Origin of the sequence: Streptosporangium sp. NPDC005286, from assembly GCF_040607515.1 — a bacterium.
Taxonomy (GTDB): domain Bacteria; phylum Actinomycetota; class Actinomycetes; order Streptosporangiales; family Streptosporangiaceae; genus Streptosporangium.
The window spans coordinates 1-10,829 of sequence record NZ_JBEXGU010000235.1 but is presented as its reverse complement, the minus strand read 5'-3'; the positions used below and the strand labels follow the sequence as shown (position 1 = coordinate 10,829).

At 69.7% G+C, this 10,829-nt stretch carries 8 protein-coding genes; 1 reads left to right on the top strand and 7 read right to left on the bottom strand.

Annotated features, from left to right (window positions below):
* The 7 genes from ABZU75_RS42495 to ABZU75_RS42465 all read right to left on the bottom strand — a co-directional run.
* The coding region (locus ABZU75_RS42495) for an aldo/keto reductase (protein WP_355567847.1) at positions 1-257 on the bottom strand (257 nt) is incomplete at its 3' end.
* A gap of 185 nt (positions 258-442) precedes the next feature.
* Positions 443-1,456, bottom strand: a complete 1,014-nt coding sequence (locus ABZU75_RS42490; protein ID WP_355567844.1) for an ABC transporter permease — start codon at positions 1,454-1,456, stop codon at positions 443-445.
* The gene (locus ABZU75_RS42485) at positions 1,456-2,949 is read right to left on the bottom strand and encodes a sugar ABC transporter ATP-binding protein (RefSeq protein ID WP_355567840.1); all 1,494 of its coding nucleotides are present in this window, start codon (positions 2,947-2,949) and stop codon (positions 1,456-1,458) included. The genes ABZU75_RS42490 and ABZU75_RS42485 overlap by 1 nt, the downstream gene beginning before the upstream one ends.
* Positions 2,949-4,007: a sugar ABC transporter substrate-binding protein gene (locus ABZU75_RS42480; RefSeq protein ID WP_350914401.1), complete on the bottom strand. Its 1,059-nt coding sequence runs from the start codon at positions 4,005-4,007 to the stop codon at positions 2,949-2,951. The genes ABZU75_RS42485 and ABZU75_RS42480 overlap by 1 nt, the downstream gene beginning before the upstream one ends.
* A gap of 81 nt (positions 4,008-4,088) precedes the next feature.
* The gene (locus ABZU75_RS42475; protein ID WP_355567836.1) at positions 4,089-4,835 is read right to left on the bottom strand and encodes an SDR family oxidoreductase; all 747 of its coding nucleotides are present in this window, start codon (positions 4,833-4,835) and stop codon (positions 4,089-4,091) included.
* Positions 4,828-6,135 carry an L-fuconate dehydratase gene (locus ABZU75_RS42470; protein ID WP_355567832.1) on the bottom strand — a complete coding sequence of 436 codons (1,308 nt, stop codon included), beginning with the start codon at positions 6,133-6,135 and terminating at the stop codon, positions 4,828-4,830. Before ABZU75_RS42470 ends, ABZU75_RS42475 begins: the two co-directional genes overlap by 8 nt.
* A complete protein-coding gene (locus ABZU75_RS42465) occupies positions 6,132-6,977 on the bottom strand; it encodes a fumarylacetoacetate hydrolase family protein (protein ID WP_355567829.1) in 846 nt (281 codons plus the stop codon). The genes ABZU75_RS42470 and ABZU75_RS42465 overlap by 4 nt, the downstream gene beginning before the upstream one ends.
* A gap of 467 nt (positions 6,978-7,444) precedes the next feature.
* Here ABZU75_RS42465 and ABZU75_RS42460 point away from each other — a divergent pair, with 467 nt between their 5' ends.
* Positions 7,445-10,657: a glycoside hydrolase N-terminal domain-containing protein gene (locus ABZU75_RS42460; RefSeq protein ID WP_355567826.1), complete on the top strand. Its 3,213-nt coding sequence runs from the start codon at positions 7,445-7,447 to the stop codon at positions 10,655-10,657.
* Positions 10,658-10,829 lie beyond the last annotated feature (172 nt).

Genomic DNA, 10,829 nt, shown 5'->3' with positions numbered 1-10,829 from the left:
CGGCCGAAGGGTTCTTCGGCCGGGACGAGCAGGCGGCCGACCTTGGTGGACAGGACGTAGGAGTCACGGGGCCGGTCCGCCAGGGCGGCGCCGAGCCGCCGCTCCGACAGGCCGAGCCCGTAGTGCGGCGCGGTGTCGAACAGCCGGATGCCCGCCTCGTAGGCCGCGTCCACCGCCGCCCGCGCCACGTCCTCGCCGACCGCCGAGAACAGGTTCCCGATCGGGGCCGCACCGAAGCCATACCTGCTGACCTGCACCTCTTGCTCCGTTCTGTACGGCTTCACGTTTCTCGTACGGGAGTAATGCTTTACGGCTCTTGTGCAGTTTGAGGTATCCGCCCGGGTCCGCGCACCCCTGCAGACTTCGCAGGTCCGCACCGGCTCCGCGCCCGTACGGGCCGAACGTCCGCATGTCCCGCCCGAAGGAGCGGGACCGCGGCGCGTCAGTCCTGGGCCTTGCCGCCGGCCAGGCGGCTGATCATCAGGGCGACCAGGATGATCGAACCGTAGACGAGCTGTTTCCACTCGCCGGGGACGCCCTTCAGGGTCAGGATGTTCTCGACGAGGCCGATCACCAGGACACCGGTGAGCGCGCCGAGGATCGTCCCCTTGCCGCCGTCCATGCTGACGCCGCCGATGACGGCGGCGGCGAAGGCCATGAAGATCCAGCCGACGCCCTGGTTGGCGCTGATGCCGCCCAGGCGACCGGTCTCCAGCACGCCGGCGAGCGCGGCGACGATCCCGCCGATGACGAAGACGACCCAGACGACCCGCTCGACCCTGACGCCCGCCGCGCGGGCGGCGTCGGCGTTGCCGCCGATGGCGTAGAGCGAGCGGCCGACCCGGAAGTAGCCGAGCGTGACGATGGCCGCGGTGAAGAGCGCGCCGACGATCCAGATGGCCGCCGGCAGGCCGAGCCAGGTGGCACTGCCCAGGTAGAGGAACGACTCGGGCAGCTCGAACAGGCTCTTGCCCTGGGTGAGACCCAGCTGGAGACCGTGCACGACGATCATCATGGCCAGCGTGACGATGAAGGCCGACAGCTGGAAGCGCAGGATCAGAAAGCCGTTGAAGGCGCCGACCAGGCCACCGATCAGCAGGCAGAGCGGGATCGCCAGGATGCCGGGCAGCTCAAGGCCGAAGCCGCCGGCCGCCACCGGGATGACCAGCATCACGCCGACGGCGGGCGCCATGCCGACCGTGGACTCCAGCGAGAGGTCGAACTTGCCGGAGATCAGGATCAGCGCCTCGGCGAGCACCACCAGCGCCAGGGCGGACTGCTGCTGGAGCACGTTGGTCAGGTTGCCCGGGGTGAGGAAGATCGGGTCCACCAGGGAACCGGCGATCAGCAGAACGACGATCACCGGGACCAAGGTGAGGTCGCGGAAACGCCCGAGCCGGATGCGGCGCCCCCGGGGGGCGGCCGGCGCGGGAGGGAGGGTCTTCGTCGTGGTCATCAGTGGTCGATACCTTCCATCGCCGCCACCAGCTCGTTGTCCGTCCAGCCGCGCGGCACGTCCTTGACGATCCTGCCGTGGAACATGACGAGGACCCGGTCGCAGATCCTCAGGTCGTCGAGTTCGTCGGAGACCAGTACGGCCCCCGCGCCCCGGTCGGCCGCGTCCTCCACCGCGCCGAGCAGGGAGTGCTTGGCCTTGACGTCCACCCCGGCGGTCGGGTTGATGACCACGAGCGCGCGAGGGTCGTCGGCGAGCGCCCTGGCCAGCACCACCTTCTGGGCGTTGCCGCCGGACAGGTCGGCCACCGGCTGGTCGGGCCCCGTCGTCTTGATGTCCAGCTGTTCGATCATCCGGGCGCCACGCTCGCGGCGGCGGGCCGGGAACACCGCGCCGAAGCGGCCGAGCTTGTGGGCGATCGGGATGGTCGCGTTCTCGGCGATCGACAGCAGCGGGACGAAGCCCTGGTGGTGCCTGTCCTGGGGGACAAAGCCGAGCCCGGCGCGGAGCGCCGACGGCACGTCGCCCTGCCTGACCTCCGTGCCGTTGACCGTCACCGTCCCGGTGTCCGCCCGGTGCAGGCCGACCAGGGTCTCGGCGAGACCGACCTTGCCGCTGCTGCCCGAGCCGGCCAGACCGACGATCTCGCCCGCGCGAACGGTCAGGTCCACGTTCTGGTAGCGACCCGCGAGACTGAGCGCCCGCGCCGAGAGCACCACGGGGGCCGAGGTATCGGGCGTGCGGGTGCGGTACTCGTAGGCGGCGGTGGCCTCGCCGGTCATCGCGTCGACGAGCCGGTCGTGGGGCAGGTCGCCGACCGCGGCGGTGACGATGTGCCGGGCGTCGCGGAAGACCGAGACGCTCTGGCAGATCTCGTACACCTCCTCAAGATGGTGGGAGATGAACATCATCGTGACGCCCTGCTCCCGCAGGGCGCGCATCCGGTCGAAGAGCCGCTGGATGGCGGGGCCGTCGAGCTGGGCGGTGGGCTCGTCCAGGATGATGAACCGGGCGCCGAACGACAGCGCCCTGGCGATCTCCAGCAGCTGGCGCTGCTCGACGCCGAGATCCCCGGCCATGGTCTCGGCGTCGACGTCCACGCCGTACTGCTCCAGGAGCTGCCGGGCCCGCCTTCGCAGGGTCCGCCAGTTGATCCTGCCCCGCTCGGTCTGGCGGTTCAGGAAGAGGTTCTCCGCGACGGAGAGCGTGGGGATGATCGTCGACTTCTGGTAGACGCACGCGACACGCTGCCGCCAGGCGTCCCGGTCGGCCGGCGGCGGCGCGGGCCGCCCGGCGAAGCGGACCTCACCCTCGTCCGGACGCTGCAGGCCGGTCAGGATCGACACCAGCGTGGACTTGCCCGCGCCGTTCCTGCCGACGAGCGCGTGCGTCTCCCCCTCGGCGATGGCGATCCCGGCGCCGTTGAGGGCTGTGGTGGGGCCGAAGCGCTTGGTGATCCCAACCGCCTCGACCGCCGTGACGGAAGATGTCATCACTTGACCTGGTTACCCCAGAGAGCCTTGTCGTCCACGTTCTCCTTGGTGACCAGCGGGGCGGGGAGCTGGTCCTCAAGACCGTTCGGCAGCTGGATGATCGTGCTGTCGTGGTCGGTGGGGCCGGGCTGGAAGGTCTTGCCCTCGGCCGCGGCCTTGGCGTAGAACATCGCGTACTTGGCGTAGAGGTCGGCCGGCTGGGAGACCGTGGCGTCGATCTCGCCCTTGCGGATGGCCTCGAACTCCTGCGGGATGCCGTCGTTGGAGATCACGAAGACGTGCTTGGGGTCCTCCGGCGGCACGATCAGGTTCTTGGCCTTGAGCACCTGGATGGTGGGGGCCAGGTGGACACCTCCGGCGTGCATGTAGACGCCCTTGATATCCGGGTGCTGCTCAAGGCGGGTCTGCAGCATCGAGGCGGCCTTGGTGCCCTCCCACTCGGTCGGCTCGTCGAAGACCGTGATCTCGGGGAACTTCTCCTTCATGCAGGCGCCGAACGCCTCGGCCCGGTCGCGGCCGTTGATCGACGAGAGCGCGCCCATGAGCTGGACGACCTTGCCCTTGCCGCCGAGCTTCTCGCCGAGGAACTCGCAGGCCTTCGTGCCGTACGCCTTGTTGTCGGCCCGTACCACCATGTAGACCTTGCCCTTGTCCGGGCGGGTGTCCACGGTGACGACGGGGATGTTCTTGCCCTCCAGGGTCTGCAGCGTGGAGGCGATCGCGCCGGTGTCCTGCGGGGCCATGACGATCACCTTGGCGCCCTGTCCCGACAGGGCCTGGGTGTTGGCCACCAGCTTGGCCACGTCGTTCTGCGAGTTGGTCGGCGGCATCAGGTCGACGCCCAGCTCGGTCGCCATCTGCGGGACGTACTTGTTGAACGAGTTCCAGAAGTCGGAGTCCGCGCGGGGGAAGTCGATCCCGACCTTGCCGCCCTTGGCACCGGCCTCACCGGCGGGCTGGGCCGCGCCGGTACCGGTGGCCTCCGGCGATCCGCACGCGGAGAGGGTGAAGGCGAGCGCGAGCAGTGCCGCGCCTGTCGCCGCGGGTCCGATTTTCATACCTTTGCCTCGATTCAAAGCCATGTGGGGGGTGAGTTTTCTATGGAGCGCTGTCTCATCCGGGTCAGGCCGACCTCGGGATCAGGGTTTGGGCCGGAGCCTGAGCCCGTGCATTCCACCGTCCACGGCCAGGACCGTACCGGTGGTGGACGCCGCGAGCGGGCTCGCGAGGTAGGCGATCGCCGCGGCGACCTCGGGGGCGCTCACCAGGCGGCCCATCGGCTGGCGGCCTTCCAGTGCCGCCAGCTCGGCCGCCGGATCCCGCGCCGCGTCGAGCAGGCGCCGCACCCAGGGAGTGTCGGCGGTGCCCGGGTTGACGCAGTTGACGCGGATCCCCTCGTGGACGTGGTCGGCGGCCATCGCCAGGGTCAGTGACTGGACGGCCCCCTTGGACGCGCTGTAGAGCGCCCGCTGGGGCAGTCCCGCCGTCGCCGCGATCGAGCAGGTGTTGACGATCGCGGCGTGCGCCGAGCGGCGCAGGTGCGGCAGGGCCGCCCGGGTGACCCGGACGATGCCCAGCACGTTGACGTCCAGAACCTTCGACCACTCCTCGTAGGAGTTGTCCTCGATCGTCCCTGCGGCGCCGATCCCGGCGTTGTTGATGAGGACGTCCAGGCCGCCGAGTTGCTCGACGGCCCCGGAGACGCCCGCGCGGACCGCCTCCTCGTCGGTGACATCCGCCTTGACCTCGACGAACGGACCACCGGAGGCGTTGATGTCCAGACAGGCCACCCGCGCGCCCCGCTCGGCCAGCAGGGTGGCTGCGGCCAGGCCGATGCCGGAACCGCCACCGGTGACCAGGGCGCGCAGGCCGTCGAACTCACCCATTGAGGGACCTCCATACCGGGCCGTCGGGGTAGGTGTGGTCGGTGATCGACGCGGCGTGCATGGCCGCGCCGAAACCGGGCAGGCTCGGCGCGACGTAGGCGCCGTTCTCGATCACCACGGGGTCGACGAAGTGCTCGTGCAGGTGGTCGACATACTCGATCACCCGGTTCTCCATCGAACCGCTGACCGCGACGTAGTCGAACATCGACAGGTGCTGCACCAGCTCGCACAGGCCGACCCCGCCCGCGTGCGGGCAGACCGGGACGCCGAACTTGGCGGCGAGCAGCAGGATCGCGATGTTCTCGTTCACCCCCGCGACGCGGGCCGCGTCGATCTGCAGGTAGGAGATCGCGTCGGCCTGCAGGAGCTGCTTGAAGACCATGCGGTTCTGGACGTGCTCACCGGTGGCGACCGGGATGGGCGCGATGCCCCTGGCGATGGCGGCGTGGCCGAGCACGTCGTCGGGGCTGGTCGGCTCCTCCACCCAGTGCGGGCGGAACTCCGCGAGGGCGTTCACCCAGGCGATGGCGGAGTCGACGTCCCAGCGCTGGTTGGCGTCGATCGCGATGGGGAAGTCGTCGCCGCAGGTGTCGCGGGCGATGCGCATCCGCCGCCGGTCGTCCTCCAGGTCGGCGCCGACCTTCAGCTTGATCTGGGTGAAGCCCTCGTCCATCGCCTCCTTGCACAGGCGGCGCAGCTTGTCGTCGCCGTAGCCGAGCCATCCCGGTGAGGTCGTGTAGGCCGGGTAGCCGTGCTCGCGCAGGTGGGCGATGCGCTCGCGCCTGCCGGGCTCGGCGGCGCGCAGGATCTCCAGCGCCTCCCGCGGGGTGAGCGCGTCGGTGAGGTAGCGGAAGTCGACCAGCTCGACGAGCTCCTCGGGCGACATCTCGGCCAGCAGCAGCCAGAGCGGCCTGCCCGCCCGCTTGGCCTTCAGGTCCCAGAGCGCGTTGACCACGGCGGAGATCGCCATGTGCATGACGCCCTTCTCCGGGCCGAGCCAGCGCAGCTGGGAGTCGTGGACCATCTCCTTCCAGAGCGCGCCCATGTCCTCGACGTCCCTGCCCAGCACGTACGGCTCCAGCGCCCTGATCGCGGAGGTCTGCACCTCGTTGCCGCGTCCGATGGTGAAGGCGAAGCCGTGGCCCTCGAACCCGTCGTCGGTCCTCAGCACCAGGTAGGCGGCCGAGTAGTCGGGGTCGGGGTTCATCGCGTCGGAGCCGTCGAGCTCCAGCGAGGTGGGGAAGCGGATGTCATGGGTCTCCATCGAGGTGATGTGGTACGCGCCCACCCCCTCGCTCATGCCTGTCCCACCGTCTGCCGCTGGGCGCCGAGGCCGTCGATCTCCAGTTCCATGACCTGCCCCGCTCGCAGGTACGGGGTGCCGGGCAGGCCGAGCGCGACGCCGGCGGGGGTGCCGGTGTTGATGAGGTCACCGGGTTCGAGGACCATGAACCGGCTGAGGTAGCGGACGATCTCCGCCACGGTGAAGATCATGTTCTTGGTGTCGCCTCTCTGGCGCCGCACGCCGTCCACCGACAGGCGCAGGCCCAGCGCCTGCGGGTCGGGGATCTCGTCGGAGGTGACCAGCCAGGGGCCGAGCGGGTTGAAGGTCTCGCAGGACTTGCCCTTGTCCCACTGGCCGCCGCGCTCCAGCTGGAACTCGCGCTCGGAGACGTCGTTGGAGATGGTGTAGCCCGCGATCTTGGACAGCGCCTCCTCGTCCGTCTCGACGTAGCGGGCCGTCTCGCCGATGACGACCGCCAGCTCGACCTCCCAGTCGGTCTTCACGCTGTCCCTGGGGATGAGCACCTCGTCGTCGGGACCGACGATCGTGTTGGCGGCCTTCATGAAGACGACCGGTTCCGCCGGGGGCGGGGTGTTCGTCTCCTCCGCGTGGTCACGGTAGTTGAGCCCGATGCACACGATCTTGCCCGGCCTGGCGATCGGGGCGCCGATCCGCAGTCCCTCGGCGTCCAGCACGGGCAGTTCGTCCCGCTCCAGCGCCTCCCGGACGCGAGCCACTCCCCCGGAGGCGAGGAAAGCCCCGTCGATCTCGGCTTCGGAGATTTCGCGGAGGTTACCGGCCCCGTCCAGGACGGCCGGCCGCTCATGGCCGACGGGTCCTACTCGCAGCAGCTTCACACCGCACCCTTCGTTGATACATCGGATGTCTTGTTCCGTGATGCTGAACGACGCCGAACCTCGATGTCAACCCCCTCGCCCCCGATACATCCGATCCGTTATCGAGGAGAAATCCCATCTGACAGGGGTTATCCCGGATCATGGCCCAATTTCAGCCTTCAGTCATCGGACTTCCCCCGGCGGGTAGGAGCAAAGATCGTCTACGGCACGGCTTTCGGTGACGAGGGCGCGAGCGATCGACTCGTAACAAACATCGGAGGATGAGGCTTGTTACGGCGGAGTTTCGGTGCTATCTCCTAGAAACAGTCCCGCCCTGTGATCGGAGGAATTCGTTGCATCGCCCCCCACGACGACGCCTCGCCATAGTTCTCCTCGCCACCCTCACCCTCACTACCGGGCTATACGGACTCGGTCCGGCGAATGCGGAGCTGTCAGCGAACATGACGCAAGCAGATACACCCGATGACTTGACGCTCTGGTACGACAAGCCCGCCACCGACTGGGAGACCCAGGCGCTGCCGATCGGCAACGGCGCGCTGGGCGCCATGGTGTTCGGCGGCGTCGGCGGCGAGCAGATCCAGTTCAACGAGAAGTCCCTGTGGACCGGCGGTCCCGGTTCCAACGGCTACGACTTCGGCAACTGGACCTCCCCCAGGCCGAACGCGATCGCCGAGGTCAGGGCAGAGATCGACCGCGACGGCAAGATCCCCCCCACGGCGGTGGCGGCCAAGCTCGGCCAGCCCAAGAGGGGGTTCGGCGCCTACCAGACCTTCGGCGACCTCTGGCTGGACATGCCCGAGACCCCCGGGGCCACCACCGGCTACCGCCGGGAGCTGAGCCTGCGCGACGCGGTCGCCAGGGTCGGCTACACCGCGGACGGCGTGACCTACTCCCGCGAGTACTTCGCCAGCCACCCCGGCAACGTCATCGTCGGCCGGATCTCCGCCGGCGAGAAGGGCAAGGTCTCCTTCACGCTGCGCACCTCCTCCCCCCGCTCCGACAGGCAGGTCTCGGTCTCGAAGGGACGCCTGACGGTCCGGGGTGCGCTCGCCGACAACGGCATGAGGTTCGAGTCCCAGGTCCAGGTGATCACCCAGGGCGGCACCCGCACCGACGGCACCGACCGGATCACCGTCGCGGGCGCCGACAGCGCGGTGTTCGTGCTGTCCGCGGGCACCGACTACGCCGACACCTACCCCACCTACCGGGGCGCCGACCCGCACGCCAAGGTCACCTCGGCGGTCGACAAGGCCACCGGGAAGTCGTACGAAAAGCTCAGGTCCGACCACCTGGCCGACTACCGGAAGCTGTTCGACCGGGTCAGGCTCGACCTCGGTCAGCGGGCCCCAGCCGTCCCGACCGACAGGCTCCGCGCGGCGTACACCGGCGGTGCCTCGGCCGACGACCGGGCGCTGGAGGCGATGTTCTTCGCCTACGGCCGCTACCTGCTGATCGCCTCCTCCAGGAAGGGGTCGCTCCCGGCCAACCTGCAGGGCGTGTGGAACAACTCGACCAACCCCCCCTGGTCGGCCGACTACCACGTCAACATCAACCTGCAGATGAACTACTGGCTCGCCGAGCAGACCAACCTCGCCGAGACGACCGAACCGTACGACCGCTACATCCAGTCGATGGTCGCCCCCGGCGCGAAGACCGCGCGGGAGATGTTCGGGGCGCGCGGCTGGGTGGTGCACAACGAGACCAACCCGTTCGGCTTCACCGGCGTGCACGACTGGGCCACCGCGTTCTGGTTCCCGGACGCGGCGGCGTGGTTGACCCAGCAGATGTACGACCACTACCGCTTCAGCGGCGACACCAAATACCTGCGCAAGACCGCGTACCCGGTGATGAAGGGCGCGGCCGAGTTCTGGCTGGACACCCTCTACACCGACCCGCGTGACGGCGCTCTCGTGGTCTCCCCCAGCTACTCCCCCGAGCAGGGCGACTTCACGGCGGGCGCCTCGATGTCCCAGCAGATCGTCTTCGACCTGCTGACCAACACCCTGGAGGCGGCGAAGGAACTGAAGACCGACAAGGCCTTCCAGGCCGAGGTGACGGCCGCGCTGGCCAAGCTCGACCCGGGCATCCGGATCGGTTCCTGGGGACAGCTCCAGGAGTGGAAGGAGGACCTGGACGACCGGGGCAACACCCACCGGCACGTCTCCCACCTGTTCGCGCTGCACCCCGGACGGCAGATAACGGCCGGGACCCCCGAATCCGAGGCGGCCAAGGTCTCACTCACCGCGCGGGGCGACGGCGGCACCGGCTGGAGCAAGGCATGGAAGATCAACTTCTGGGCACGCCTGCTGGACGGCGACCACGCGCACAAGATGCTCGGCGAGCAGCTCAAGGGCTCCACGCTGGACAACCTGTGGGACACCCACCCGCCGTTCCAGATCGACGGCAACTTCGGCGCCACCTCCGGCATGGCCGAGATGCTGCTGCAGAGCCAGCACGACACCGTCCACGTGCTGCCCGCGCTGCCGTCGACCTGGGCCACCGGCTCGGTGACCGGTCTGCGGGCCCGCGGTGACGTGACCGTGGACGCCTCCTGGAAGGACGGCAACGCCGACAGGGTCACCGTGCACGCCGGCAGGTCCGGTCCCCTCAAGGTCCGGGCCGCCATGATCGGTGGCCGCTACCGCGTCGAGGACGAGCGTGGCAGGACGATCGACCCGCGCCGCGACGGTGACGTCATCACCATCGACGCCAAGGCGGGCAGGTCCTACACGATCGTCAACGAGGTGGTCGTCAAGATCACCGCTCCCGGGGCCGCGGGCAGCGGTGAGTCGATCCCGGTCGAGGTCACCGTCACCGCGACCGGGGGCCGCACCGTGCCCGCGGGCGCGGCGACCCTCGTCCTGCCGCGGGGCTGGACGGCCACGCCCGTCTCGATCCAGGTGCCGGAGGTCCCGGTCGGGCAGTCCAGGACCGCCTCGTTCACCGTGGCCGTCGGCCCGGCGAACGGGACCAGATCCGCGCGGATCACGGCGGAACTCGCGGGCGACGGCTGGACGGCCGGTGGTGCGACCTCCGTCCGCCTCAGCCCGTGCGTCTCTCCCCCGGCGGGCAGGGCCGTCGTCGCCTGGGACCCGACGTCGGGCACGACCGTCACCGACTCCTCCGGCAGCGGCAGGCACGGCACCGTCGTCGGCACCGCGACCTACGACACCGCGGCCCCGAGCGGCAGTGGGCTGGTCCTGAACGGCTCGACCTACATCACCACGGAGAACACGCTGATCGGCTACCTGCCCGAGGCGACGTTCGCGGCCGAGGTCAAGATCGAGGGGACCGGCTACCGGCGGCTCTTCGACTCCCAGCCGAGCGGCAACCCGGGCACCGACGGGATCATCGTCGACCTGACCCCCTCCAACACCCTGCGCTTCATCGGCGCCGGGCTGAACGTGGGGCTGAGCGGGACGATCCCGACCGGCCGCTACATCGACCTCGTCGTCACCATGGACCGGACCGGCGCGATCAACACGTACGTGGACGGCACCCGGGTCGGCGGCGGCACGGCCACCACCGACGGCATCACCGGCTGCACCTCTCGGCCGCTGCGCTTCGGCGCCGACCAGGGCGGCGGCCAGCGCCTGAGCGGGGCGGTCGACCGCATGGCCGTCCTGCCGAGGGCACTGATCGCCGCCGAGGTCGGCACCTGGCGCGACATCGCGTTCTGACCCGTACGCGGTCCACTCGCCGCGGGGCTCCCGCACGGGATCCGTCGCCGGTTCCCGTGCGGAGTCGTCCCCGATCCCCTTGAGGCCCGGGAAGCACTCGCTTCCCCGGCCTCACGAGGGTGGGTTGCGGGCGACCGTGGTCCGGGGGCCCCCGCCTTGACGAGATAGGAAG